22 protein-coding genes are annotated in these 25344 nt (G+C 73.1%); 18 read left to right on the forward strand and 4 right to left on the reverse strand.

The genetic code is table 11. The features are described 5' to 3' along the window. Nucleotides 1-56 precede the first annotated feature (56 nt). The 11 genes from ACZ5GH_RS30005 (at nt 57) to ACZ5GH_RS30055 (ending at nt 14081) form a co-directional block, all read left to right on the forward strand. Complete coding sequence (locus ACZ5GH_RS30005) at nt 57-998, forward strand: ABC transporter permease (protein ID WP_387756666.1); 942 nt, start codon at nt 57-59, stop codon at nt 996-998. After that, the gene (locus tag ACZ5GH_RS30010; RefSeq protein ID WP_387756665.1) at nt 991-1800 is read left to right on the forward strand and encodes an ABC transporter ATP-binding protein; all 810 of its coding nucleotides are present in this window, start codon (nt 991-993) and stop codon (nt 1798-1800) included. Before ACZ5GH_RS30005 ends, ACZ5GH_RS30010 begins: the two co-directional genes overlap by 8 nt. A gap of 303 nt (nt 1801-2103) precedes the next feature. Beyond that, on the forward strand, nt 2104-3066 hold the full coding sequence (hpnC, locus tag ACZ5GH_RS30015) for a squalene synthase HpnC (RefSeq protein ID WP_387756664.1): 963 nt from the start codon (nt 2104-2106) through the stop codon (nt 3064-3066). 41 nt (nt 3067-3107) lie between these two features. Further along, nucleotides 3108-3965: a presqualene diphosphate synthase HpnD gene (hpnD, locus tag ACZ5GH_RS30020; protein WP_387756820.1), complete on the forward strand. Its 858-nt coding sequence runs from the start codon at nt 3108-3110 to the stop codon at nt 3963-3965. A gap of 127 nt (nt 3966-4092) precedes the next feature. Then, nucleotides 4093-5526 carry a hydroxysqualene dehydroxylase HpnE gene (hpnE, locus tag ACZ5GH_RS30025; RefSeq protein WP_387756663.1) on the forward strand — a complete coding sequence of 478 codons (1434 nt, stop codon included), beginning with the start codon at nt 4093-4095 and terminating at the stop codon, nt 5524-5526. A 200-nt stretch (nt 5527-5726) separates the two neighbouring features. Then, a complete protein-coding gene (locus tag ACZ5GH_RS30030; RefSeq protein ID WP_387756662.1) occupies nt 5727-6815 on the forward strand; it encodes a polyprenyl synthetase family protein in 1089 nt (362 codons plus the stop codon). Between the two features lie 7 nt (nt 6816-6822). Further along, the gene (gene shc, locus ACZ5GH_RS30035; RefSeq protein ID WP_464335841.1) at nt 6823-8904 is read left to right on the forward strand and encodes a squalene--hopene cyclase; all 2082 of its coding nucleotides are present in this window, start codon (nt 6823-6825) and stop codon (nt 8902-8904) included. Continuing rightward, complete coding sequence (locus ACZ5GH_RS30040) at nt 8901-9581, forward strand: 5'-methylthioadenosine/S-adenosylhomocysteine nucleosidase family protein (protein WP_387756660.1); 681 nt, start codon at nt 8901-8903, stop codon at nt 9579-9581. Before shc ends, ACZ5GH_RS30040 begins: the two co-directional genes overlap by 4 nt. A gap of 2 nt (nt 9582-9583) precedes the next feature. Next, on the forward strand, nt 9584-10612 hold the full coding sequence (gene hpnH / locus ACZ5GH_RS30045; RefSeq protein WP_464335842.1) for an adenosyl-hopene transferase HpnH: 1029 nt from the start codon (nt 9584-9586) through the stop codon (nt 10610-10612). Nucleotides 10613-10780: 168 nt separating this feature from the next. Further along, entirely contained in the window at nt 10781-12691 is a 1911-nt protein-coding gene (gene dxs, locus ACZ5GH_RS30050; protein WP_464335843.1) for a 1-deoxy-D-xylulose-5-phosphate synthase, read from the forward strand. Next, a complete protein-coding gene (locus ACZ5GH_RS30055; protein ID WP_464335844.1) occupies nt 12681-14081 on the forward strand; it encodes an aspartate aminotransferase family protein in 1401 nt (466 codons plus the stop codon). The genes dxs and ACZ5GH_RS30055 overlap by 11 nt, the downstream gene beginning before the upstream one ends. Before the next feature lie 71 nt (nt 14082-14152). On the opposite strand, the gene ACZ5GH_RS30060 is transcribed toward ACZ5GH_RS30055, so the two are convergent. After that, nucleotides 14153-14425, reverse strand: coding sequence for a DUF6343 family protein (locus ACZ5GH_RS30060; protein ID WP_464335845.1), 273 nt, complete (start codon nt 14423-14425; stop codon nt 14153-14155). A gap of 76 nt (nt 14426-14501) precedes the next feature. On the opposite strand from ACZ5GH_RS30060, the gene ACZ5GH_RS30065 reads away from it, so the two are divergent. Beyond that, complete coding sequence (locus ACZ5GH_RS30065) at nt 14502-14738, forward strand: I78 family peptidase inhibitor (RefSeq protein WP_464335846.1); 237 nt, start codon at nt 14502-14504, stop codon at nt 14736-14738. A 101-nt stretch (nt 14739-14839) separates the two neighbouring features. On the opposite strand, the gene ACZ5GH_RS30070 is transcribed toward ACZ5GH_RS30065, so the two are convergent. Beyond that, on the reverse strand, nt 14840-15649 hold the full coding sequence (locus ACZ5GH_RS30070; protein ID WP_387756654.1) for a phosphatase PAP2 family protein: 810 nt from the start codon (nt 15647-15649) through the stop codon (nt 14840-14842). A gap of 232 nt (nt 15650-15881) precedes the next feature. After that, complete coding sequence (gene fabG, locus ACZ5GH_RS30075) at nt 15882-16649, reverse strand: 3-oxoacyl-ACP reductase FabG (RefSeq protein WP_387756653.1); 768 nt, start codon at nt 16647-16649, stop codon at nt 15882-15884. Nucleotides 16650-17095: 446 nt separating this feature from the next. On the opposite strand from fabG, the gene ACZ5GH_RS30080 reads away from it, so the two are divergent. Further along, nucleotides 17096-17920, forward strand: a complete 825-nt coding sequence (locus tag ACZ5GH_RS30080; protein ID WP_387756652.1) for a MarR family winged helix-turn-helix transcriptional regulator — start codon at nt 17096-17098, stop codon at nt 17918-17920. Between the two features lie 177 nt (nt 17921-18097). On the opposite strand, the gene ACZ5GH_RS30085 is transcribed toward ACZ5GH_RS30080, so the two are convergent. Then, nucleotides 18098-18964: an aldo/keto reductase gene (locus ACZ5GH_RS30085; RefSeq protein WP_464335847.1), complete on the reverse strand. Its 867-nt coding sequence runs from the start codon at nt 18962-18964 to the stop codon at nt 18098-18100. 614 nt (nt 18965-19578) lie between these two features. Here ACZ5GH_RS30085 and ACZ5GH_RS30090 point away from each other — a divergent pair. The 5 genes from ACZ5GH_RS30090 to ACZ5GH_RS30110 all read left to right on the forward strand — a co-directional run bounded on the left by ACZ5GH_RS30090 (nt 19579) and on the right by ACZ5GH_RS30110 (nt 25336). Then, nucleotides 19579-21354: an ABC transporter transmembrane domain-containing protein gene (locus ACZ5GH_RS30090; protein WP_464335848.1), complete on the forward strand. Its 1776-nt coding sequence runs from the start codon at nt 19579-19581 to the stop codon at nt 21352-21354. 43 nt (nt 21355-21397) lie between these two features. Next, on the forward strand, nt 21398-23170 hold the full coding sequence (locus tag ACZ5GH_RS30095; RefSeq protein WP_464335849.1) for an ABC transporter ATP-binding protein: 1773 nt from the start codon (nt 21398-21400) through the stop codon (nt 23168-23170). A gap of 124 nt (nt 23171-23294) precedes the next feature. Further along, nucleotides 23295-23540: a LapA family protein gene (locus ACZ5GH_RS30100; protein ID WP_387756648.1), complete on the forward strand. Its 246-nt coding sequence runs from the start codon at nt 23295-23297 to the stop codon at nt 23538-23540. A gap of 56 nt (nt 23541-23596) precedes the next feature. Further along, nucleotides 23597-24316 (forward strand): amino acid ABC transporter ATP-binding protein, encoded by a 720-nt coding sequence (locus ACZ5GH_RS30105; protein WP_387756819.1) that lies wholly within the window; start codon nt 23597-23599, stop codon nt 24314-24316. 120 nt (nt 24317-24436) lie between these two features. Then, a complete protein-coding gene (locus ACZ5GH_RS30110) occupies nt 24437-25336 on the forward strand; it encodes a glutamate ABC transporter substrate-binding protein (protein WP_464336895.1) in 900 nt (299 codons plus the stop codon). The last annotated feature ends 8 nt before the right edge of the window (nt 25337-25344 follow it).

Genomic DNA, 25344 nt, shown 5'->3' on the forward strand with positions numbered 1-25344 from the left:
CGACCGGCGGACCCCGCCGACCGGCCGCCCCGACCGATCCCGCGTGAAGGACGAATGTGTCGACAGTGAGTGAACCCGTCAGCCTCTCGGCCCCCAGGGGGGCGGACGCGGGCCTGACCCCCAAGCAGCTTGCGGACAAGTACGGTCTGGCGGTGAGCGGCGCCCGTCCCGGCCTGTTCGCCTACTCCAAGCAGCTCTGGGCCCGGCGCCACTTCATCTGGGCCTTCGCCACCGCCCGACTGGTGGCGCAGTACACCAACGCCAAGCTCGGCCAGCTGTGGCAGGTGGTGACCCCGCTGCTCAACTGCGCGGTGTTCTACCTGGTCTTCGGTGTGATCCTGGCGAGCAAGCAGGGCTTCCCGGACCAGACGTACATCGCCTGGCTGTGCATCGGCGTCTTCGTCTTCCAGTTCACCCAGAACGCGGTGCAGGCCGGCACCCGGGCGATCTCCGACAACCTCGGGCTGATCCGGGCGCTGCACTTCCCCCGGGCCAGCCTCCCGATCGCCTTCACCGTGATCCAGCTCCAGCAGCTGCTGATCTCGATGGTGGTCCTGGTCATCACGGTGCTCGCGGCCGGCATCACCCCGGGCCGGACCTGGCTGCTGATCATCCCGGCGCTGCTGCTGCAGACGCTCTTCAACACCGGCATCTCGCTGGTGATGGCCCGGATCGGTTCCCGGACCAGCGACATCTCCCAGCTGATCCCGTTCGTGATGCGCGCCTGGATGTTCCTGTCCGGCGTGATGTTCAGCATCCAGGACAAGATCTCGCACTGGCCGCAGTTCATCCAGACCCTGATGGCCGCCAACCCGGCGTCGGTCTACATGGACCTGCTGCGGCACGCCTTCGCGCCGGTCATCTACAACCCGCACCAGCCGGTCCACCAGACCCTGCCGTCGCACCTGTGGGAGTACGGCATCGCCTGGGGCGTGGGCATGTTCGTCGTCGGATACGTCTTCTTCTGGAAGGCCGAGGAGGAGTACGGCCGTGGCTGACCTCGAACTGAGCAAGAACGACCTCGTCCAGGACGCGGACGTGGCCCGCGAGCCCACCGTCGTCGTCGACGACGTGCACATCGTCTACAAGGTGCACGGCGCCGGCTCCGGCAAGGGCAGCGCCACCTCGGCGCTGAGCCGCATCATCAGCCGCAAGCGCGCCGCCGGCGTGCGCGAGGTGCACGCGGTCAAGGGCGTCAGCTTCACCGCGTACAAGGGTGAGGCGATCGGCCTGATCGGCTCCAACGGCTCCGGCAAGTCGACCATGCTGGCCGCCATCGCCGGCCTGCTGCCGACCGAGAAGGGCGGCATCTACACCAACGGCCAGCCCTCGCTGCTGGGCGTCAACGCCGCGCTGATGAACGAGCTCACCGGTGAGCGCAACGTCATCCTCGGCTGCCTGGCGATGGGCATGACCCCGGCCCAGGTGAAGGCGCGCTACCAGGACATCGTCGACTTCTCGGGCATCAACGACAAGGGCGACTTCATCTCCCTGCCGATGCGCACCTACTCCTCCGGCATGGGCGCCCGGCTGCGCTTCTCGATCGCGGCCGCGAAGACCCACGACGTGCTGCTGATCGACGAGGCCCTCGCCACCGGTGACCAGGCCTTCCAGCAGCGCAGCAAGCGCCGGATCGACGAGCTGCGCAAGTCCGCCGGCACGGTCTTCCTGGTCAGCCACGACAACAACTCGATCCGCGAGGTCTGCGAGCGGACCATATGGATCGAGGCCGGCGAGCTGGTCATGGACGGACCGACCGAGGAGGTCGTGAGCCGCTACGAGCGCGGCGAGCGGCCGTAGTCCCCGCACACCCGCAGGGGCCGGTCCCGGAACTTCCGGGGCCGGCCCCTGGTCCTTCGCGCCGCCCGGGATCGCGGTCCGGGGCACCGTCCGGCCGCCGCCGCGGGGGTGAGCGCCGGGTGTCCCGGGCGGGGCGCTCTTCTCCGGCGGGCCCGGGCGTGTCAGCCTGGTGGTCTCGGGGGCGGTGTGCCGTGCGTGACGCCCGCGCTCGGACGCGTGTCCGAGTCGGGCCGGTCGTGCCAAGCGGTGTAGAACGGGGGAGTGACAGCAGTGTCGGCTTCGGCCCAGCCCAGAGATACGCCGGTGAACGGTTCCGCAGGACAGACCCTGGACAAGGCGGGCGCGGAGAACTTCCCCGTCGCCCCGTTCTTCCTGCCCGCGGCCTGGCGCGACGACCTGATGGCGGTGTACGGCTTCGCCCGCCTGGTCGACGACACCGGCGACGGCGACCTGGCCGACCCGGCCGCCACCGGCCGGCTGCTCGGGGTCGAGCAGGCGCCCCCCGCCACCCCTTCGGACCAGCCCGGCCCGCCGACCGCGCAGGAGACCGCCTTCCGGCTCGCCCTGCTCGACGGCCTGGAGCGGGACCTCGACCGGGCCTTCGAGAGCGCCCTGCGCGCCTCCGGCGGTTCCGGAGCCGACGCCGACCGCCCCCGCCACCCGCTGATGAGCGCGCTCGTCCCGCTGGTCGACCGCCGCGGGCTCACCCCCGAGCCGTTCCGCCGTCTGATCGAGGCCAACCGGGTGGACCAGACCACCGCCCGCTACGCCACCTTCGACGACCTGGTCGGCTACTGCACCCTGTCCGCCGACCCGGTCGGCCGGCTGGTGCTGGCCATCGCGGGCGTCTCCACCCCCGAGCGGATCGAGCTCTCGGACGCCGTCTGCACCGGCCTCCAGGTGGTCGAACACCTCCAGGACGTGGCCGAGGACCTGGCCCACGGCCGGATCTACCTGCCCGCCGAGGACATGGCCCGCTTCGGCGTCACCGAGGCCGACCTGGCCGCGCCCTCCGCCGACGGCGCCGTCCGCGAGCTGATCGCCTTCGAGGTCGAGCGGGCCCGCACCCTGCTCGATCGCGGCGCACCATTGGTAGGTACGGTTCGGGGGAGGCTTCGACTGCTCCTGGCGGGATTCACCGCAGGCGGCTACGCGGCCCTGGCGGCCGTCGAGGACGCCGGGTACGACGTGCTCGCCCGGCAGGCGAAGCCGGACAAGCGCCGCCTCGCAGCGAAGGCGGCGGCCATCTTCGCGAAGGGAAGGTGAACGCCCGAGTGGCGGCATCACCACTGGCGTCGGCCCAGGTCATGGCGGCGTACCGGTACTGCGAGGCAGTCACCGGACTGCAGGCGCGCAACTTCAGCTACGGCATCCGCCTGCTGCCCGAACCCAAGCGGCTGGCCATGTCGGCCCTGTACGCCCTGGCCCGCCGGGTGGACGACATCGGCGACGGCGACCTCCCGGAGGACCGCAAGGCCGAGGCGCTGCTGCGCACCCGGGAACTGGTGGACGAGGTCCGCTCCGGGGTGGTCGCCGAGGACGACACCGACCCGATCAAGGTCGCCCTGGCCGACGCGGCCCGCCGCTTCCCGATCCCGCTCGGAGGCTTCGACGAGCTGATCGACGGCGTCGAGATGGACCTCAAGGGCGCCGAGTACCAGACCTACGAGGAACTGAAGGTCTACTGCCGCTGCGTGGCCGGCGCGATCGGCCGGCTCTCGCTGGGCGTCTACGGCTGCGACGACCCGGAGCTCGGGGCGCGCTACGCGGACACCCTGGGCCTGGCGCTGCAGCTCACCAACATCCTGCGCGACCTGCGCGAGGACGCCCTGAACGGCCGCACCTACCTGCCCGCCGAGGACCTGGTCCGGTTCGGCTGCGAGCAGGGCTTCGCCCTTCCCGCGCCGCCGGTCGGCGCGGACTTCACCGGCCTGGTGGCCTTCGAGGCCGCCCGAGCCCAGGCCGCCTTCGAGGAGGGCCTGCGGCTGCTGCCGATGCTCGACCGCCGAAGCCGCGCCTGCACCGCCGCGATGGCCGGGATCTACCACCGGCTGCTCGGCCGGATCGCCGCCGACCCGGAGTCGGTGCTGCGCGGCCGGGTCTCGCTGCCGGGCTGGGAGAAGGCGTACGTGGCGCTTTCCGGGCTCGCCGGGGGGCGTTCTTGATTCTCGCGACAGTTCTGTCACGCTGTGTCAGCGCGGAATCACGGGCGGGTGGTTCCGTGTCCACCGAACGAGTACCGGCTTCCGTGACCGCCTGCGGGCGGTCCACCGACTGCGAGGGGAAGGGCCGATGACCGGGCGAGCCGATGCCGCGCGCCCGGCCGCCGTCGTGGTCGGCGGCGGCCTGGCCGGGATCACCGCCGCACTGCGCCTCGCCGAGGCGGGCCACAAGGTCACCCTCGCCGAGGGCCGGCCCCGGCTCGGCGGCCTGGCCTTCTCCTTCCAGCGCGGCGAGCTGACCGTCGACAACGGCCAGCACGTGTACCTGCGCTGCTGCACCGCCTACCGCGGCCTGCTGGAGCGCCTCGGCGCCACCCGGCTGGTCCACCTCCAGGACCGCCTCGACATCCCGGTGCTCTCCGTCACCGGGCCCGGGGCCGCCCCGGTGCGCACCCTCGGCCGACTGCGCCGGACCGGTCTGCCCGTCCCGCTGCACCTGGCCGGCAGCCTGGCCCGCTACCCGCACCTGTCCGCGGCCGACCGCGCCCGGGTGGTCCGCGGCGCGCTCGCCCTGCAGGGCCTGGACCTCGCCGACCCGGCGCTGGACCGGATCTCCTTCGGCGAGTGGCTGCGCCGCAACGGGCAGAACGCCGCCACCAGGGCCGCCCTGTGGGACCTGGTCGGCGTCGCCACCCTGAACGGCCGGGCCGACCAGGTGTCGATGGCGCTCGCCGGGATGGTGTTCAAGACCGGCCTGCTCTCCGACCCGGGCGCCTCGGACATCGGCATCTCCGCCGTCCCGCTCGGCACGATCCACCACGACCGGGCGCTGGCCGAGCTGGAGCGGGCCGGCGTCCGGGTGCTGCTGCGGGCCCGGGCGGCCGAGCTGAAGCCCGCCGCGCCGCAGCACGCCGTCCGGCTGGAGAGCGGCGAACTGCTCACCGCCGACACCGTCGTGCTGGCCGGCGCCCAGGACAGCGCGGCCGCGCTGCTGCCGCCGAACGCCGTCCCCGGGCAGGAGCGGCTGGCCGGCTTCGGCACCGCGCCGATCCTCAACGTCCACGTGGTCTACGACCGCCAGGTGCTGCGCCGGCCGTTCTTCGCCGCGCTCGGCTCCCCGGTCCAGTGGGTCTTCGACCGCACCGCGCACTCCGGCCTGGCCGCCACCCCGCTGGGCCTGGCGCACCCGGGCGCCCAGTACCTGGCGCTGTCGCAGTCCGCCGCGCAGGACGAGATCGACCTGCCGGTCGCCGAGCTGCGCGGCCGCTACCTGCCCGAGCTGGGCCGGCTGCTGCCGGCCGCGGCCCGGGCCGAGGTGCTGGACTTCTTCGTCACCCGGGAGCGCACCGCGACGTTCGACCCGGCCCCGGGCAACGCGGCACTGCGCCCGTCGGCCCGCACCGACGTCCCCGGCCTGCTGCTGGCCGGCTCGTGGACCGCCACCGGCTGGCCCGCGACCATGGAGGGGGCCGTGCGCAGCGGCCACGCCGCGGCCGACGCCGCGCTCGCCGCGGCCGGCACCCGGGTGCCGGTGGACCGCGGCGACGGGAGGTGGCCCAGGTGACGGCGGGCCCCGCCGCCGGAGAGCCCGCCAGAGCCGACGGGCGTACCGTCGAGCGCATCGGCGCAACCACCACGAGCGGCCCGGTCGGCCGCACCGGCACCACTGGCACCGGCACCATTGGCACTGGGTTCGACACCAGCCGCACCGACAGCACCCGGCCGCCCCGTGCGGTCCGGCACCCCGAGGGAGAGGGAACGCACGTGGAGTCACGCACCGGCATCGCCGTCGGAGGCACGGCGCACGCCGAACCGGTCTCGGTGCCGGAGCTGCTCGCCCGCAGCCGTACGCTCTGCACCCCGCCACTACGGGCCGCCGTCGCCCGTTTGGCCGCACCCATGGACACCGTCGCCGCCTACCACTTCGGCTGGATCGACCGGGACGGCACCCCGGTGGTGGGGGACGGCGGCAAGGCCGTGCGCCCGGCGCTGGCGCTGCTGTCCGCCCGGGCCACCGGCGCGGCGGCCGAGGCGGGGGTGCCCGGCGGGGTCGCGGTTGAACTGGTGCACAACTTCTCCCTCCTCCATGATGATCTGATGGACGGTGACGAGACCCGACGGCACCGGGCCACCGCCTGGACGGTCTTCGGGCCGGCCCAGGCGATCCTGGTCGGCGACGCCCTGGCGACGCTCGGCACGGAGGTTCTGCTCGACGCCGCGGTGACCGGCGGCGCGAGCGCCACCGACGCGGCGCGTGCCGTCCGGCTGCTCACCACGGCGACCCGCCGGCTGATCGACGGCCAGGCCATGGACGTCGCCTTCGAACAGCGCGACAGCGTCACGGTCGCGGAGTGCCTGGAGATGGAGGGCGGCAAGACGGCGGCCCTGCTGGCCGCCGCCTCGGCGATCGGCGCCGTCCTGGCCGGCGCCGACGACAAGGTCTCCGGCGCGCTCGAGCGCTACGGCTACCACCTGGGCCTGGCCTTCCAGGCGGTGGACGACCTGCTCGGCATCTGGGGTGCCACCGAGGTCACCGGCAAGCCGCACTGGGGTGACCTGCGCCAGCGCAAGAAGTCCCTGCCGGTGGCCGCCGCACTGGCCGAGGGCGGAGCGGCCTCGCGCCGGCTCGCCGGGCAGCTGGCCGACCCGAAGGGACGCGGGGAGGAGAGCGAGCCCGAGCTCGCCGCCCGCGCCGCGCTGATCGAGGAGGCCGGCGGCCGCGCCTGGACCCAGGAGGAGGCCCGCCGCCAGCACACGACTGCCCTCGCCGCCCTGGACGAGGTGCCCATGACCGACGAGGTGCGCGAGCACTTCGTCGCACTCGCCGAATTCGTGGTGGTACGAGAGAGGTGACGTTACGTTGACAGCAACCGCGGACGGCCGGCTCGACCCTGAGTACGATCCCGAGCCGGTCGCGGTGGGCGACCGCCCCCCGGCCCTGCTGGGGACGGGGCGGTGGCAGCCCGAGGACGCCGACCGGCTCCGGCCGGCCGGTGAGACGGACCTCCGACCGGCCGACGCACGGGAGGCCCTGGCCCGCGCCACCACGCACCTGCTCTCCCTGCAGTCGTCCGAGGGCTGGTGGAAGGGCGACCTGGAGACCAACGTCACCATGGACGCCGAGGACCTACTGCTCCGCCAGTTCCTCGGGATCCGCATCGAGGAGCAGACCCGCGCCACCGCCGAGTGGATCCGCTCCCAGCAGCGCGAGGACGGCACCTGGTCCACCTTCCACGGCGGGCCGCCCGAACTCTCCACCACCGTCGAGGCGTACGTCGCGCTCAAACTGGCCGGTGACGACCCGGACGCCCCGCACATGCTGGCGGCCGCGCGCTACGTCCGCTCCGCCGGGGGCATCGCGGCCGCCCGGGTGTTCACCCGGATCTGGCTCGCCCTGTTCGGTTGGTGGCCGTGGGAGCGGCTGCCGGAGATGCCGCCCGAGATCATCTTCCTGCCCAAGTGGCTGCCGCTGAACATCTACGCCTTCGGCTGCTGGGCCCGCCAGACCATCGTCCCGCTGACCGTCGTCTCCTCGCACCGCCCGGTCCGCCCGGCCCCCTTCGCGCTCACCGAGCTGCACACCGACCCGAACGACCCGTACCCCCAACGCCCGCCGGCCCCCGCCACCACCTGGGACGGCCTCTTCGAACGCCTGGACAAGGCGCTGCACGCCTACCACCGCCGGGCCTTCCGCCCGCTGCGCCGGCTGGCCGTCTCGCAGGCCTGCCGCTGGATCGTCGAACGGCAGGAGGCCGACGGCTGCTGGGGCGGCATCCAGCCGCCGGCCGTCTACTCGCTGATCGCCCTGCACCTGGAGGGCTACGAGCTGGAGCACCCGGTGATGAAGGCCGGGCTCTCCTCCTTCGACCGGTTCACCGTGCACACCGAGGACGGCAAGCGCTGGCTGGAGGCCTGCCAGTCCCCGGTATGGGACACCTGCCTGGCCACCATCGCCCTCGTCGACGCCGGGGTCCCGGCCGACCACCCGGCGCTGGTCTCCGCCGTCGACTGGATGCTCGGCGAGGAGATCCGCAAGCCCGGCGACTGGGCCGTCCAGCGGCCCGGGCTCGCCCCCGGCGGCTGGGCCTTCGAGTTCGAGAACGACACCTACCCGGACATCGACGACACCGCCGAGGTGGTGCTCGCGCTGCGCCGGGTCGCCCACCCCGACCCGGCCAGGGTCGACGCGGCGGTGGAGCGGGGCGTGCTGTGGAACCTCGGCATGCAGTCCAAGAACGGCGCCTGGGCCGCCTTCGACGTCGACAACACCAGCACGCTGCCCAACAAGCTGCCGTTCTGCGACTTCGGCGAGGTGGTCGACCCGCCGTCCGCCGACGTCACCGCGCACGTGGTGGAGATGCTCGCCGAGACCGGCCGCGCCCGCGACCCCAGGACCAGGCGCGGCATCGAGTGGCTGCTGCGCAACCAGGAGGCGGACGGCTCCTGGTTCGGCCGCTGGGGCACCAACTACATCTACGGCACCGGCTCGGTGCTGCCCGCCCTGGTGGCGGCCGGAGTCCCGGACGAGCACCCGGCGATCCGCCGGGCGGTGCGCTGGCTGGAGGACCGGCAGAACGCCGACGGCGGCTGGGGCGAGGACATGCGCTCCTACGACGACCCGGCGCGCTGGGCCGGGCGCGGCGACTCGACCGCCTCGCAGACCGCGTGGGCGCTGATGGCGCTGCTCGCGGCCGGGGAAGGGCCGCAGGGCCGGGCCAACCCGGCCGTCGAGCGCGGCGCGGACTGGCTGGTGCGCACCCAGCTGCCCGAGGGCACCTGGGACGAGCCGCAGTTCACCGGCACCGGCTTCCCCTGGGACTTCTCCATCAACTACCACCTCTACCGGCTGGTCTTCCCGGTCACCGCGCTGGGCCGCTACCTCAACGGCGCCCCGGGCACGAGCCGGGCCGACGGCGCCCCGGCGATCGGGGCGTCGCGGTGACCACCGCACCCCTGCTGGTGCTCTGCGCCCTGGGCCCCGAGGTCTGGGCCCTGCGCGGCGGTGACTGGCGCGGCGCGGCCGGCGGGCCCCCGGTGCTGGTGCGCACCGGGGTCGGCCGGCGGCGCGCCGGGCTGGCCGTCCGGCGGCTGCTCGGCTCCGCCCCCGCCGGGTACGGCGCCGTGGTGGTGGCCGGCTTCGGCGCCGCGCTCGGCCCGGGCGTGCTGCCCGGCGACGTGGTCGCCGCCGACGGCGTGCGCGACGCCGAGGGCCACCTGTACCCGCTCGACTCCGGGGCGGAGCTCACCCGGGTGCTGAAGGAGCGCGGCCTGACCGTGCACACCGGGGTGCACCACACCGCCGACCACGTGGTGCGCGGCATCGAACGGCGGGCGCTGCACGTCCAGGGCGCGCTCGCCGTCGACATGGAGGCCGCCGCCGTCCTGGCCGCGCTGCGCGAGACGCGGCCCGCGCTGCCGGCCGCCGTCCTGCGGGTGGTGGTGGACACGCCCGAGCACGAGCTGCTGCGGTTCGGCACCCTCCCGGCCGGGGTGCGCGCCTGGCGGACCCTGCGGGCGACGGTACCCGCCCTCGTCGACTGGTACCGGCAGGAGCGCGCGCCCGGCTCCGCAGACCTGAACCACCCCACATCCTCGACGCTCCCCCAGGAGGCGAGCTAGCCATGGCCATGCCGTTGCGCCAGACCGTGCGGGTCGGCACCTACCTCATGCAGCAGAAGCTGCTCAAGCGCCGGGACATGTTCCCACTGATCGTGGAGCTGGAACCGCTCTTCGCCTGCAACCTCGCCTGCGAGGGCTGCGGCAAGATCCAGCACCCGGCGGGCGTCCTGAAGCAGCGGATGCCCGTCGCCCAGGCGGTCGGCGCGGTCCTGGAGTCGGGTGCCCCGATGGTCTCGATCGCCGGCGGCGAGCCGCTGATGCACCCGCAGATCGACGAGATCGTCCGGCAGCTGGTCGAGCGCCGCAAGTACGTCTTCCTCTGCACCAACGCGCTGCTGTTGCGCAAGAAGATGGACAAGTTCAGGCCCTCGCCGTACTTCACCTTCGCCGTGCACATCGACGGCATGCGGGAGCGGCACGACGAGTCGGTGGCCAAGGAGGGCACCTTCGACGAGGCGGTGGCCGCGATCAAGGAGGCCAAGCGGCGCGGCTTCCGGGTCACCACCAACAGCACCTTCTTCAACACCGACACCCCGCAGACCGTCATCGAGGTGCTGGACTACCTCAACGACGAGCTCAAGGTGGACGAGATGATGATCTCGCCCGCCTACGCCTACGAGAAGGCCCCCGACCAGGAGCACTTCCTCGGCGTCGAGCAGACCAGGGAGCTCTTCCGCAAGGCCTTCGCCGGCGGCAACCGCAGGCGCTGGCGGCTCAACCACAGCCCGCTCTTCCTGGACTTCCTGGAGGGCAAGGCCGACTTCGAGTGCACCCCCTGGGGCATCCCCAACTACTCGCTGTTCGGCTGGCAGCGGCCCTGCTACCTGATGGCCGACGGCTACGTGCCCACCTACCGCGAACTGGTCGAGAAGACCGACTGGAGCAAGTACGGCCGCGGCCGGGACCCACGCTGCGAGAACTGCATGGCCCACTGCGGCTACGAGCCGACCGCCGTCCTCGCGACGATGGGCTCGCTCCAGCAGTCGCTGCGCGCCATCACCGAGACCGTCAACGGCAACAAGGGCCGCTGAAACGGGACTTGACTCCGGCCCGGGCCCCGCGCCCGGGCCGGCTCCGCCCCAGTGCCGGGCCGGGCACTGCCGCAGAACCCGGGCCGGGCTCCCTCCCCGAACCGGGCCCGCCCCTGTCCCGTCCGGGCGGAGGCACCACCGCACCGCTCCGAGTCGTGAGGTGTACCCATGTCACTGCTCTCCCGCGTCACGTCCCCGGCCGAGCTGCGCAAGCTCCCGGCGGCCGAACTCCCGTTGCTCGCCGACGAGATCCGCGACTTCCTGATCGACGCCGTCACCCGCACCGGCGGCCACCTCGGGCCCAACCTCGGGGTGGTGGAGCTGACCATCGCGCTGCACCGGGTCTTCGACTCACCGTACGACCGGATCGTCTTCGACACCGGCCACCAGAGCTACGTCCACAAACTGCTCACCGGCCGCCAGGACTTCAGCCGGCTGCGGATGCGCGGCGGGCTCTCCGGGTACCCCTCGCGGGGCGAGTCCGAGCACGACCTCGTCGAGAACTCGCACGCCTCCACCGCGCTCTCCTACGCCGACGGCCTGGCCAAGGCGGCCCGACTGCTCGGCCAGCACGACCGGCACACCGTCGCGGTGATCGGCGACGGCGCGCTCACCGGCGGACTCGCCTGGGAGGCGCTCAACAACATCGCCGAGGCGCGCGACCGGCCGCTGGTCATCGTCGTCAACGACAACGAGCGCTCCTACGCCAGGACCATCGGCGGCCTCGCCAACCACCTGGCCACCCTGCGCACCACCCAGGGCTACGAGCGCTTCCTCGCCCTCGGCAAGGAGGCCCTCCAGCGCACCCCGCTGGTCGGCCAGCCGATCTTCGACGCGCTGCACGGCGCCAAGAAGGGGTTCAAGGACGCCTTCGCCCCGCAGGGCATGTTCGAGGACCTCGGCCTCAAGTACCTCGGGCCGATCGACGGCCACGATCCGGGCGCGGTCGAACAGGCGCTGCGCCAGGCCCGCAACTTCGGCGGTCCGGTCATCGTGCACTGCCTGACCGTCAAGGGGCGCGGCTACCGGCCGGCCGAGCAGGACGAGGCCGACCGCTTCCACGCCGTCAACCCGATCGATCCGTACACCTGCCTGCCGGTCTCGCCCAGCGGCGGCGTCTCCTGGACCTCGGTGTTCGGGGACGAGCTGGTCGCCCTCGGGGCCGAACGCCCGGACCTGGTGGCGATCACCGCGGCCATGCTCCAACCGGTGGGCCTGGCCCCGTTCGCCAAGGCCTACCCGGAACGGACCTTCGACGTCGGGATCGCCGAGCAGCACGCCGTCACCAGCGCCGCGGGGCTGGCCACCGGCGGGCTGCACCCGGTGGTCGCGGTGTACGCGACCTTCCTCAACCGGGCCTTCGACCAGGTGCTGATGGACGTCGCCCTGCACCGGCTGGGCGTCACCTTCGTGCTCGACCGCGCCGGGGTGACCGGGCCGGACGGCGCCTCGCACAACGGCATGTGGGACCTGTCGATCCTCCAGGTCGTCCCAGGGCTGCGGCTCGCCGCACCGCGCGACGCCGAACAGCTGCGCGCCCAGCTGCGCGAGGCCGTCGAGGTGGGGGACGCCCCGACCGTGGTGCGCTTCCCGAAGGGCAACGTCGGACCCGCGGTGCCGGCCGTCGACCGGATCGGCGGGGTGGACGTGCTGCTGCGCACCGGGCCGGCGCCGGAGATCCTGCTGGTCGCGGTCGGCACCACCGCCCCCGCCTGCCTGGACGCGGCCCGGCTGCTGCTCGCCGAGGGCTTCACCGCGACCGTGGTCGACCCGCGCTGGGTCAAGCCGGTCGACCCGGCGCTGCCCGAACTGGCCGCCGCCCACCGGCTGGTGGTCACCGTCGAGGACAACGGCCGTACCGGAGGCGTCGGTTCGGCCGTCGCCCAGGCGCTGCGCGACGCCGACGTGGAGGTGCCGGTGCGGGTGCTCGGCCTTCCCCAGGAGTTCCTCGGCCACGCCTCGCGCGGGGAGATCCTGGAGGAGGCCGGGCTGACCGGGACCGGCGTGGCCGCCCAGAGCGCCGTCTTCGCCAAGAACCTGCTACCGACCCGAGGAGCGAACCCGCGCCATGCCGGCTGAACCAGACCGCCCCGCCTTCGACCTCGCCGCACTGATCGCCGAACGCGGCGGTGAGCGCTACGAGTTGCACGGCCGCTACCTCAACCCGCAGCTGCCGAGGATGCTGCACACCATCGGCTTCGACAAGTACTACGAGCGAGCCCGGGGCCAGTACTTCTACGACGCCGAGGGCAACGAGTACCTCGACATGCTGGCCGGCTTCGGCATCTTCGCGCTCGGCCGCCACCACCCGGTGGTGCGCTCGGCGATCCAGCAGGTGATGGACCTCGACCTGCCGGACCTGGTCCGCTTCGACTGCTCGCCGCTGCCCGGGCTGCTGGCCGAGCGGCTGCTGTCCCACGCGCCGGGACTGGACCGGGTGTTCTTCGGCAACAGCGGCACCGAGGCGGTGGAGACCGCGCTGAAGTTCGCCCGGTACGCCACCGGACGCCGAAGGATCCTCTACGCCGACCACGCCTTCCACGGGCTGACCACCGGCTCGCTCTCGGTCAACGGCGAGAGCGGGTTCCGCAAGGGCTTCGACCCGCTGCTGCCGGACACCGCCATCCCGCTCGGCGATCTCGGCGCTCTGGCCAAGGAGTTGAAGCGCGGCGACGTCGCGGGGCTGATCGTCGAGCCGATCCAGGGCAAGGGCGTCCAGGCGCCGCCGCCCGGCTGGCTGCGGGCCGCCCAGGCACTGCTGCACGAGCACCGGGCGCTGCTGATCTGCGACGAGGTGCAGACCGGCGTCGGCCGCACCGGCGAGTTCTTCGCCTACCAGCACGAGGACGGCGTGCTGCCCGACCTGGTCTGCGCGGCCAAGGCGCTGTCCGGCGGCTACGTGCCGGTCGGGGCGACGCTCGGCAAGAGCTGGATCTTCGAGAAGGTGTACTCCTCGATGGACCGGGTGCTGGTGCACTCGGCCAGCTTCGGGTCCAACGCCCAGGCCATGGCGGCCGGGCTGGCGACCCTGGAGGTGATGCGCGACGAGCAGGTGGTGGAGAACGCCCGCAAGGTGGGCGACCACTTCCGCGAACGGCTGGCCGCCCTGGTCGACAGGTACGAGCTGCTCGCCGAGGTGCGCGGGCGCGGGCTGATGATCGGGATCGAGTTCGGCCGGCCCAGGTCGCTCAAGCTGCGTACGGGCTGGACCGCGCTCCAGGCGGCGCGCAAGGGATTGTTCGCGCAGATGGTGGTCGTGCCGCTGCTGCAGCGGCACCGCATCCTGACGCAGGTGTCCGGGGACCACCTGGAAGTGATCAAGCTGATCCCGCCGCTGATCATCACCGAGCGCGATGTGGACCGGTTCGTGGACGCCTTCACCGACATCATGGACGAGGCCCACCGGGGGAGCGGACTGATGTGGGACTTCGGGCGGACGCTGGTCAAGCAGGCGGTCGGCGGCCGCTGAGGCCGGGGCCGGGGACGGCGCGGAGTGGGAAGTCGGCCGGGCCGACTTCCCACTCCGTGGGAGACACCGCGTCAGAGCTCGGTCCGGCGGCGCCGGACGACCACCACGAGATCGACGGCGGCGAACAGGGTGAGCAGGCCGCAGGCCACGGCGAAGCCGGTGAGGGTGCCCCGGCCGGGTGCGCCGTGGACGGGGGAGACGGCCGCCCAGACGGCGAAGCCCGCCGTCGCCAGCGCGAACAGCGGTGTGAAGGTGAGCGACAGCAGGTAGCGGAGCTTGAGGGCGCTGCGGGCGGTGGCCGGCTCGGTGCCGCTGCGCCACCGCCGCGGCGTGGTGGTGGGCATGCCGTTCACCTCCGGACCGCGCGGGTCGGGCTACGATTCCAGGGTACGTCCGAGGATGCGAGCCGGGGAGGGCACGATGTCGGGATCGGACGAGGCGGGGGCGGGTTCGGGCCCGGGTTCGGGTGCGGCGGGCCAGGACGGCGAGGGGTACGCGGGGCTGCGGATCGAGCGGGCCCGGGAGCTGGCCCGGCGGCACGGCTGGGCGACGGTCCGGGTGCTGGAGCCGGGGGACCTGATGACCATGGAGTACCGGCAGGGGCGGCTCAACCTCGCGGTGCGCGACGGGGTGGTCGAGCGCAGCTGGGAGGGGTAGGTCCGGCGCCCCGGTGCGGCTCGGGGGTGATGGGGCGGGGCTCGTCGGGGTCGGGCCGGCGGACATGGGCCGGTGGGGTTCGGGCTCGTTGCGGCGGGGGGTCAGTAGGGCAGGTGCCGGCGGGCGAAGCGCCGGTGGAGTCGCTGTTCGGCGGTGGCGACCAGGGGTTCCAGTAGCGGCAGGGAGAGCAGGACGAGCAGTCCGGCGGCCCAGCCGGCCAGGACGTCGGTGACCCAGTGGGTGCCCAGGTAGACCGTGGTCAGGCCGATCGAGCAGGCGGTCGCGGCGGCGATCAGCGCACCGGTGCGGCGCCAGCGGACCGCGAGATAGGCGAGCACGCCCCAGGTGACCACCGCGTTGGCGGTGTGGCCGGAGGGGAAGATGGTGCCGCCGGAGAAGAGCTCGGGTGAGCCGACGTACTGGGCGTAGTGCGGACCGAGCCGGCCGGTGACGATCTTGACCGCGCCGACGGTGACGTTGAGCAACAGCAGCGCGATGCCCATGACCAGCAGCGGACGCACCCGGCCGAGGCGGTGGGCTCGCCAGCCGAGCCAGAGGAAGGCGGCGATCGCGGAGGGGCCGCGCTGGCCGGCGACCACCCAGGTGTCGAGCAGCGGCTCCAGTCGGGGCCACCGCTCGTAGGGGCGCAGCAGCCGGACGGACCAGTCGAGGTCGACCAGCGCGGTGTTGAGCAGGACCCCGGCCAGTACGAGCAGGTAGCCGGCGAGGGTGACGGCGAGCAGGGCGGCCTGTCGTCGGCCCCTCGGCGGCCAGCCCGGCTCGCGGGCGGCGCCGACGATCGGGGCGGGGGTGTGCCCGGTGGCGGCGGCGCGTTCCCGGCGGCCGGTGTCGGGGGTGCGGCGCTCCGGCCCCTGGCGCGGAAAGGGAGCGGGGGTACTTCTGGATTGCACGGGGTGACCTTACCCAGCCGGACAGGGCTATTCCGGTGGTAATTGTCATTTTCCCGTGAAATCGACAATTGGGTCGATGAGGGGCGGTCCGTGGGGTGATTTCGGCGATTCCAGGATCGAAAACCAGTGTGGTCGTCGAATGATTCTGCAAATTGCCCGGTCAAGGCAAACGGAGTGGGAGACCGGTGCTCCCGGCTTCCCACTCCGTGGTAACCCTGTGTAGGTTCCGTGCTCAGTCGAGGGGGCCGCCCGCGACGTAGATCACCTGGCCGGAGACGAAGCCGGCGCCCTCGCTCGCGAGGAAGGAGATGGTGTGGGCGACGTCCTCAGGCACGCCGACCCGCTGGACCGGGATCTGCGAGGCCGCGGCCCGCTTGAAGTCTTCGAAGTCCATGCCGACCCGGGCGGCGGTGGCCGCTGTCATGTCCGTCGCGATGAAGCCGGGGGCGACCGCGTTGGCCGTGATGCCGAACTTGCCCAGCTCGATGGCCAAAGTCTTGGTGAAGCCCTGGAGCCCGGCCTTGGCGGTCGAGTAGTTGGCCTGGCCGCGGTTGCCCTGGGCCGAGGACGAGGACAGGTTGACGATGCGGCCGAAACCGGCGTCGACCATGTGCTTCTGCACCGCGCGGGTCATCAGGAAGGCGCCGCGGAGGTGAACGTTCATGACCGTGTCCCAGTCGGACTCGGACATCTTGAAGAGCAGGTTGTCGCGGAGCACGCCCGCGTTGTTCACCAGGACGACCGGTGCGCCGAGCTCGGCGGCCACCCGGTCGACGGCGGCCTGGACCTGCTCGGCGTCCGAGACGTCGGCGCCGACGGCCAGTGCCGTGCCGCCGGCGGCGGTGATCCGGTCGACCGTCTCCTTGCCGGCGGCCTCGTCCAGGTCCAGGACGGCGACCGCGTAGCCGTCGGCGGCCAGCCGGACGGCGGTGGCGGCGCCCAGGCCGCGGGCGGCACCGGTGACGACGGCGACCCTGGGGGCGGTGCTCTGCTCGGTCATGCGCGCTCTCGTCTCTCTCTGGGTTGCCTCCCGGGGAGAGCCCCCGGCGAGGGTGGCCACACCCTACCGGCGGGTAAGGGGGGCGGCCAGAGTGGTGAGACACCAGGTGACGGTGGGTAAGGACCGGCCGGTCGGCTTTCTGCTGAGAACGCGTTACTGCAAGGGCTTCGCAGCGCGTAAATATGCCAATGTTGCCGAACCTGCGTCTACTATCCGCCCCTGCCTGCCAGCAAGGGCCCGCCGTTTGTATAGTGTCCGCCAGCAGCCACCGGCTGCACGGCTGGAGCGCCCTCCCTCATAGCTGGACGCCCACTCGCCGTTACTGCCCCACCCGGGTGTCCCACACACACCGGGTGTGACATCGGGACGGATACATGGTGCTGGGGGAGATCCCGACAACCCGCGTGTCTGCGCGACTGCAGCAGTCGCCCGGACACCTCATTCGCGTGGCACAGCAGGTCCACACCCGCTTGTGGTCCGAACACGTCGGAGCCGATCTCACGGCTCCGCAGTTCGCCGTGCTGCTGGTCCTGGCCCTTGAACCGGGTGCGGACCAGCGGACGGTCGGTGAGCGGGCCTCGCTCGACAAGGCCACGATGGCGGAGATGGTCGCGCGGCTGGTCCGCCGCGGCCTGGTGCTGCGCAGGCGCGACCCGGCCGACGGCCGGCGCAAGCTGCTGGCGCTCTCGCAGAGCGGTGCCCAGGCGGTGCGCGAGGCCACCGGCGGCGTGGTCCGCGTGCAGCGCGTCCTGTTCGAGCCGCTCTCGGCGGAGGAACAGGTCGAGATAGTCCGGGTGATGGCCAAGATAGCCAGGCTGGAGCCCGCGGCGGTCGCCGTCATCGCCGACGCGCGGCCGATACTGGACGCCCAGCGGGCGATCGGCTACCTGATCAGGGTGAGCCAGCAGGTGCACACCAAGCTCTGGTCGGAGCACGTGGGCGCCGAGCTGACGGCTCCGCAGTACGCGGTGCTGGACGCGCTGGAGCTGGAACCGGGCGCCGACCAGCGCACGGTCGGCGAGCTGGCCTCGCTGGACAAGGCCACGATGGCCGAGATGGTCAGCCGACTGGTGCGCCGCGGTCTGGTGCAGCGCCGGCGCGACCCCTCGGACGGACGGCGCAACCTGCTCTCGCTCTCACCGGCGGGACAGGACCTGCTGCACCGCTCGGCCGCCGGGGTGGCCGAGGTCCAGCGGCTGCTGCTGGCTCCGCTGGAGGAGAGCGAGCACGAGGCCGGACTCGCCCTCATCGCGAAGGCGGCCAGACTCTAGGTCAAATCTTCGCCGCAGTAGCCAAAACGATTCGCCAAAACGCTGAGGGCCCATGGCCATGGGCTTTGGCGGATCGGCATGCCGAAGGCCGCCCGCTCCCCTGGGGTGCGGGCGGTCTTCGTGTGTCCTGCCGTCAGGCGGTTCGGGGGCTCGGGGGCCGGGCCCCCGAACCGGGCCTCAGTTCCAGTCGAACTCCTGCGGGTCCGGGCCGATCCGCTTGCCGGTGGCCACGGCGGCGATCGCCGTGAGGTCTTCGGTGTCCAGCTCGAAGCCGACGACGTCCAGGTTCTCGCGGATCCGGGACGGGGTGACCGACTTCGGGATCGCGATCACGCCGCTCTGGAGGTGCCAGCGCAGCACCACCTGGGCGACCGTGCGGCCGTGCTTCTCCGCGATCTCCAGCAGCGCGGGCTCGGCGAGCAGCTCCTTGCCCTGGCCCAGCGGGCTCCACGCCTCGGTGGCGATGCCGTGCTCGGCGTGGAAGGCGCGCAGCTCCGTCTGCGGGAAGTACGGGTGCAGCTCGACCTGGTTCAGGACCGGGGCGACGGAGGCCCCGTCCAGCAGGCGGGTCAGCTGCTCGGTGCCGAAGTTGGAGACGCCGATCGACTTGACCCGGCCCTCCTCCTTCAGCTGCTCGAAGGCCTTCCAGATGTTCAGGTAGCTGTCGCCGTGCATCGGGCGCGGCCAGTGGATCAGGTACAGGTCGAGGTAGTCGAGGCCGAGCTTGGCCAGCGAGGCGTCGAACTCGCGCCGCACCGCGTCGCGGCCCTGCTCGCCGGACCAGTCGCGGGTGCCCGAGTTCCACAGCTTGGTGGTGACGTAGAGGTCCGCGCGGGCCACGCCGCCGGCCAGCGCCTCGGCGATCGCCGCACCGGTGCCGGTCTCGTTCTCGTAGATGGCCGCGGTGTCGATGGAGCGGTAGCCCGCCTCGATCGCGGCGCGGACGGCCGGGGTGGCCTCGGCGTCCGGGACCTGCCACACGCCGAAGCCGAGCTGCGGGATCTGCGCGCCGTCGTTGAGCGTGACGGTGGGGATGGTGCTCACGGGAAGGGGTGCCCTCCTGATTGTCCTGTGGTTCCAGTGGGGGCAACTGGTGTCCCGGTGTGATTGTTCCCGCCGAACGGGCGAATCCCGGGTGAAGCTTTGCGGGGGTTTGCCCGGGGTGGCCGGCCGGCCGGGGGGCGGGACGGAGACCGCCCTGGTGAGGGACGTGCGGCGGGATGTGCGGGCAGCGTGGGGGGCCGGTGCGCAGGAGGCGTGCGGAGCCGGCGTGCGGAGGGCGTACGGGGGCGCGCGGATCCGGCGGGCCGGTCGGGCGGCGGGCCGCGGCGAAAAACCTGTTGCGTGGATCACGTGGAGCTTGGCAGGCTCGCGGCCATGACCTCCTGACTCCCGGGCCCTTCGTGCCCATCCCATCCCCGTCCGGTATCTCCCCCCCGGACGCGTCACCGAAGCCGCGCCGCCGCCGTGCTGACGCGCCGCGCGGCTTCCGCCCGTCGGCTCGGGCCGTCCCGCCGTCCTGCGCGTTCGGCTTCCGCCCGTGCTGTGCGCACCTCGTCGAGGCGCTCCGCGCGCCCTGCTCCCCGTCCTCCCGTAGCTCCCCCGTACCCCTGTGTGCCCGCGCTACCGCGCCCGCGCACCGCCCGTATCGGAGTGTCATGCTGCTCACCCCCCTGCCGCTGGCCGATCCCGGCCGTCCCGATCTCTCCTCACCCCTCGCCTTCCTGCGCTGGCTGCAGCGCAGCCAGCGGCGCGGGCAGCTGCTCGCCACCGTCTGGACGCTGATCGAGATGGGGTGCCAGGCCACCCTTCCGGTACCGCTCGGCTTCGGCGTGCAGGCCGCCGTGGACGGCGACGCCGGCGGGATCTGGCGGGCCGGCGGACTCCTGGTCCTGCTGGGCGCGGGGGCCGCGCTCGGCACCGTGCTGGCGCACCGGCAGGCAGTCTGGAACTGGATCCACGCGGCCACCCACGTACGGCAGTTGGTGGCCCGGCAGGCCTCGCACCTCGGGGCCGGGCTGTCCCGCCGGATCGCCACCGGCGAGGTCGTCGCGGTCGGCAGCGGGGACGTCGAACGGATCGGCTGGTACGTCGAACTGGTCGCCCGGGTCCGGTCCGCGGTGACGGTCTGGCTGGCCGTCAGCACGGCGGTGCTGCTGGTCGATCCGGTGCTCGGGACCGGGGTGCTGCTCGGCGTCCCGGTGCTGGCGGCCTCGGTCTGGCCGCTGATCGGGCCGTTCGAGCGGCGCTACGAGCAGCAGCGCACCCTCGGTGGCAAGGCCACCGAGCTGGCGGCCGACACGGTCGCGGGGCTGCGGGTGCTGCGTGGCATCGGCGGCGAGGAACTGTTCCTGGAGCGGTACCGCGCGGCCTCCCAGAAGGTCCGGGCGGCGGCCGTCCGTTCGGCCCGGATCTGGTCGTTGATGCAGGCGCAGCAGGTGCTGCTGCCCGGCCTGTTCGTGGTCGGGGTCACCTGGTACGGCGCCCGGCTGGTGGCCTCCGGCGAGCTCGCCGTCGGCACCCTGATCGCGGTGTACGGCGCGACGGCCTTCCTGGCCGCTCCGCTGCGCATCCTGGGCGAGGCGGCGCACGCCTGGAGCGTGGCCCGGGTCTCCGCCGGGCGGGCCGTGCGGGTGCTCTCGCTCACCCGGACCGCGGGCCCGGCCGAGGCCTCGCTGACCAGGCCGGACAAGGCGGACCTGCACGACCCGGCGAGCGGGCTGACGGCGCGGGCCGGCGAGCTGACCGCGGTGGTCTGCGGGGACCCGGACTTCGCCGGAGCGCTGGCCGAACGGCTCGGCGGCCACGTCCCGCTGGCCGAGGGCGAACGGGCGCAGGCCTCGGTGCGGCTCGGCGGCACGGAGCTGGACGCGGTGCCGTTGGCCGAGGCCAGGGCGGCGGTGCTGGTCCACGACAAGGAGCCGGTGCTGCTCTCCGGCACGCTGGCCGAGCTGTTCGACATCCCCTCCTCGGGGCGGGTCCCGGCCGCCGAGGCGCTGGCGGCGGCCCGCTCCGAGGACGTGCTGGAGGCCCTGGTGGACGGCTCGCCGGAGTGCGGGGGAGACCCGATGCGCGCCCGGATCACCGAGCGCGGACGCTCGCTCTCGGGCGGGCAGCGCCAGCGGCTCGCGCTGGCCCGGGCCCTGCTGGCGGACCCGCCGGTGCTGGTCCTGGACGAGCCCACCAGCGCGGTGGACGCCCACACCGAGTCGAGGATCGCCGCCGGGCTGCGGGACACCCGGGCGGGCCGCACCACCGTGGTGTTCGCGACCAGCCCGTTGCTGCTCGACCGGGCGGACCGGGTGGTGCTGCTGCGGGACGGCCGGGTGGCCGCCGCCGGGCGGCACCGCGAACTGATGCGGACCGAGCCGGCCTACCGGGCCGTGGTGACCCGCGACGAGGAAGCGGCCCGTCCGGTGGGTGGGGCCGTATGAGCTCCGCCGTCAACTTCCCTGCCACGCACGCGAGGAGAACGTCATGAAGCCTCCGGTCCAGGAGGAACGGGAACCGGCCGCCACCCTGCCGGTCGGCTCCCCGGCCGCCGTGCGCGAGTACCTGCTGCTGCTGGCGCGGCGGCACCGCGCCGGGTTCTCCGCGGTGGTGTCGCTGCACTCGACGGCCACGGTGGCCGGGCTGGTCGGCCCCTGGGTGCTGGGCCGCCTGGTCGAGTCGCTGGCCACCGGTACCGCCGGGTCCACCATCGCGGTGGCGGTCGCCTGGTACCTGCTGGCGCTGGTGGTGCAGGCGGCGTTCACCGGTTGGTCGCGGATGCGCGGGGCGGTGCTCGGCGAGCGGGTGCTGGCCGACCTGCGCGAGGACTTCCTGGTGCGCTCGGTGGCCCTGCCGACCGGCGTGCTGGAGCGGGCCGGCACCGGGGACCTGGTCTCCCGGGGCACCACCGACGTCGACCGGCTGGACAAGTCGGTGCGCGAGGCTGTCCCCGAACTCGCCGTCGCCGTGGTCTCGTTGCTGTTGGTGCTCGGTGCGCTGCTGGTCACCTCGCCGCTGCTCGCGCTGACCTCGCTGGTCGGGCTGCCGCTGCTGCTGATCAGCTCCCGCTGGTACTTCCGGCGCGCGCCGCAGTCCTACCGCAGCGAGTCGGCCGGGTACGCGGCGGTGAGCAACGTGCTGGCCGAGACGGTGGACGCCGGGCGGACGGTCGAGGCGCTGCGGCTGGGCGACCAGCGGGTCCGGCTGACCGACCGCAAGCTGCGCGAGTGGCTGGCCTGGGAGCGGTACACGCTGTGGCTGCGCTCGGTCTGGTTCCCGACCATCGACGCGGTCTACACCGCGGCGGTGCTCGCCACCATGGTGCTCGGCGGGCTGTTCACCGTCCAGGGCTGGATCAGCGTGGGCCAGTTGACCACCGGCGTGCTCTACGCGCAGATGCTGACCGGCCCGGTGGACCTGATCCTGCGCTGGTACGACGAGCTGCAGATCGGCCAGGCCTCGCTGGCCCGGCTGGTCGGCGTGCGCGAGGTGCCCGAGCACGAGGGCGACGAGTCCGCCCGGCCGGACGGCCGTCGGGTCGAGGCGAAGGACGTCCGGTTCGGCTACCGCGAGGGCGCCGACGTGCTGCACGGGATCAGCCTGGACGTCGCCCCGGGCAGCCGGGTCGCGCTGGTCGGGCCGTCCGGCGCGGGCAAGTCCACCCTCGGCCGGCTGCTGGCCGGGATCTACACCCCCGGCCGCGGCAGCGTGACCCTCGGCGGCGCGGCGCTGGCGCGGATGCCGGCCGAGCGGGTGCGCGCGGAGGTCGCCCTGGTGAACCAGGAGCACCACGTCTTCGTCGGCACCCTGCGGGACAACCTGCTGCTGGCCGCGCCCGACGCGGACGACACCGAGCTGCGGGCCGCGCTGGACGCGGTGGACGCCGGGGCCTGGGTGGACGCCCTGCCGGAGGGCCTGGACACCGAGGTCGGCTCCGGCGGCACCTCGCTGACACCGCCGCAGGCCCAGCAGCTGGCACTGGCCCGGCTGGTGCTGGCCGACCCGCACACCCTGGTGCTGGACGAGGCCACCTCGCTGCTGGACCCGCGGGCCGCCCGCCACCTGGAGCGCTCGCTCTCCCGGGTGCTGGAGGGCCGGACGGTCATCGCCATCGCCCACCGGCTGCACACCGCGCACGACGCGGACGTGATCGCGGTGGTCGAGGGCGGGCGGATCAGCGAGTACGGCAGCCACCCGGACCTGGTCGCGGCGGGCGGGCCGTACGCGGCGCTCTGGAGGTCCTGGCGGGACGAGCGGTAGCGGGCCGTCCGGGCAGCGGAGGTCTCAAACCCGTACGGGGTCCGATTGCCCCGTACGGGTTACTCCCTGGCCCGGAAGGGCGCGTAGCCGGGCAAATCGACCTTTCGGCCCGCAGACTGCTCCGGTGACCAAGATTTCAGACGGTTCGTCCCGTTCCTCGCGCGGTGAGATCGGCGGGATTCCCACGCGCTACATCGGGATCGGCGCCATCGTCGTCCTCGCCGTGTGGTTCCTGTTCGCCAACCTCGACAAGGTGAAGATCCAGTTCTGGGTCTTCACCGTCACCGCGCCGCTCTGGATCGCGCTGCTGGCCACGCTGATCGCGGGCGCCGTGCTGGGCTGGCTGCTGAAGGGACGGCGCGCCCGGTGACCACCGCCCCCGGGCCGGCCCCGACCGGCGCCTCGCCCTTCACCCCGCTGATCGAGATGCGCGGGGTCAACAAGCACTTCGGGGACCTGCACGTGCTGCGGGACATCGAGCTGACGGTGGGGCGCGGGGAGGTCGTCGTGGTCATCGGCCCGTCCGGCTCCGGCAAGTCCACCCTGTGCCGGGCGATCAACCGGCTGGAACCGATCGAGAACGGCAGCATCCTGATCGACGGCGAGCCGCTGCCCGCGGAGGGCAAGGGCCTGGCCAGGCTGCGCGCCGAGGTCGGCATGGTGTTCCAGTCCTTCAACCTGTTCGCGCACAAGACCGTGCTGCAGAACGTCTCGCTGGCGCAGATCAAGGTGCGCGGCCGGCCCAAGGCGGAGGCGGACGCCAAGTCCCGCGCGCTGCTGGAACGGGTGGGCCTGGCCGACCAGGCCGCCAAGTACCCGGCGCAGCTCTCCGGCGGGCAGCAGCAGCGGGTCGCGATCGCCCGAGCGCTGGCGATGGAACCCAAGGCGCTGCTGTTCGACGAGCCCACCTCGGCGCTCGACCCCGAGATGATCAACGAGGTGCTGGACGTCATGCGCCAGCTCGCGAGCGAGGGCATGACGATGGTCGTGGTCACCCACGAGATGGGGTTCGCCCGGGCCTCCGCGAACCGGGTGGTGTTCATGGCCGACGGCCGGATCGTCGAGGACCGCGCCCCGGAGGACTTCTTCGGCGCCCCGGAGAGCGATCGCGCCAAGGACTTCCTGTCCAAGATCCTGAAGCACTGAGGCGGCGCCGTGAACCACGAGACGACGTCCCCGGCGAGGCGCGTGACCACCGTGCCGGTGCCCGCGACTGCCGCGCCGGCGCCCGGGACCACCGCCACGACGACGGGGGCGCGGCCCGTCGTGCGGGCGGGGCGGCGACTGGTCGCCGCCGTCCTGCTGCTCACCGCGCTGGCGACGGGCTGCGGCAAGCCCGGTACCCCGCCGCCCAAGGGCCCGCAGCCCAGCGCCCTGCCCACCTACCAGGTGCAGGACGCCGCCGCGATCACCGGCTCGCCGACCCTGGACGCCGCCCGGGGCCGGGGCCACCTGGTGGTCGGAGCCAAGGAGGACCAGCCGTACCTGGGCCAGAAGAACCCGGCCACCGGCGAGTACTCCGGCTTCGACATCGAGATCGCCAGGATGGTGGGCGCCTCGCTGGGCTTCCCGCCGGACCGGATCCAGTTCCGGACCATCGCCTCGGCCAACCGCGAGACCGCCCTGCAGAACGGCCAGGTGGACTACTACGTCGGCACCTACACCATCAACGACAACCGGAAGAAGCTGGTCGGCTTCGCCGGCCCGTACTTCGTCGCCGGGCAGTCACTGCTGGTGCGCAAGAACAACACCACCATCCACGGCCCGGAGGACCTGAACGGCAGGAAGGTCTGCTCGGCGGCCGGCTCGACCCCGTACCAGCGCATCCAGTCGAAGTACCCGAAGGCCAAGCTGATCGGGTACGACACCTACTCGGCCTGCGTGGACAACCTGATCACCGACCAGGTCGACGCGGTGACCACGGACAACGCGATCCTGCTCGGCTTCGCGGCCAAGGCACCGGACGAGCTCAAGGTGGTCGGCCCGCTGTTCTCGACCGAGCCGTACGGGATCGGGGTGCCGAAGAACGACACCGTGCTGCGCGGTGCGATCGACGACGCGCTGGAGCACCACATCCGGAACGGCGACTGGCAGAGGGCCTTCGAGGCGACCCTCGGCCTCTCCGGGGAGCCGGCGCCGACCCCGCCGCAGATCGTCCGGTACTGAGAGGGCCG

Source organism: Kitasatospora sp. Xyl93, assembly GCF_055383135.1.